The 1,175-nt window shown below is 71.5% G+C and carries 1 protein-coding gene; it reads right to left on the reverse strand.

Annotated elements, in window-relative coordinates; translation table 11 throughout:
* Positions 1 to 140: 140 nt before the first annotated feature.
* Positions 141 to 521, reverse strand: a complete 381-nt coding sequence (locus G6R24_RS21070) for an AMIN-like domain-containing (lipo)protein (protein ID WP_163550855.1) — start codon at positions 519 to 521, stop codon at positions 141 to 143.
* Positions 522 to 1,175 lie beyond the last annotated feature (654 nt).

Raw genomic sequence — 1,175 nt, forward strand, 5'->3', positions numbered from 1 at the left:
GCACCGGCGCCACCCGGGACGCCCCCGCCCCGGCCAGGCGCTGATCGGAGCACCGCTGTCCCGGAGCACCGCTGTCCCGGAGCACCGTGGCAGGGCAGCAGCACCAGCGCGGCGCCCGGACCAGGGCCGTCCCGCGTGGGTCAGGAACGGAAGTCGATGGCCAGTCGGTCCGGTGAGCTCAGGCTGACGATCCGGAACTCGGTGGCCCGGGGCAGACCGATTCCGATGTGCACCATGCCCTCGAAGTCCCCGGCGACGGCATAGCTCAGGGCGCCGGTGGAGTCCTGCCCGCTCGCGGCGGTGCGCAGTGTGGACGCGCCCTGGTCGTCATGCGCGGACGCCGAACTCAGTACCAGCTCAAGCTGGGCCTGGCCGACCAGCGGCAACGGCGCTCCCGAGCCAGGTCGGATCACCTCGGTGACATACCGCGCCTGATAGCCGGGCGTCCCGCCGGTGAACTCGACGACCAGACGTTCGTAGCGGACGCCGTTCTCCTCGTTCGGCGCGCTGCGCAGTGACACCACCCGAACGGGCGTGGTCGGTGCCGGCGCCGGAGCCGAAGCGGGCTGGTCGGACCAGCCGCGCGCAGCAGAGCGTGCTCCCCCGATCGGACCCCCGGGATCCGCGCTCGAGGTCGCACCCCCACCGGCCGCGGCCCCCGTCGCGGCGCTACCCGGGCCACCGGACCCCGACGGCGACGGGGACGCCGATGTCGACACGGCCACCGAAGGTCGCGCGGCGCCATCGGAGCTCGAACCACCGCAGGCGGCCACCAGCGCGGCGACCACCACCAGACCGGCGAGCGGACGCGCTCTCCCGCCGGCGCTCCTGAAATCCGTTCTCCTGGCCATACGCGACGCCCCGCTCTCCACGACCAACGAACGACAGCCAAGGACACAGGTAGACCCGCGACAAAGACTGGGACCGCAGTACATACCCGGTCTGGACGCGGAAAACGGGTAATCGCATCGGTAAGGACCGATGGTCCCTGACCGCCCATCCCACGCCGCCCGCCAGGTTATGGTGGCGATTGTGCGCGCCGTGGTGATGGATCGGTTCGGCGGGCCGGACGTTCTCACGGTCCGCGAGCTCGCGAATCCGGTTCCCGGCCCCGGTCAGGTACTGGTGGCGGTCGAATACGCCGGCATCACTTTCGTCGAGACGCAGGTCAGAGC

Origin of the sequence: Candidatus Frankia nodulisporulans, assembly GCF_902806475.1 — a bacterium.
Taxonomy (GTDB): domain Bacteria; phylum Actinomycetota; class Actinomycetes; order Frankiales; family Frankiaceae; genus Frankia; species Frankia umida.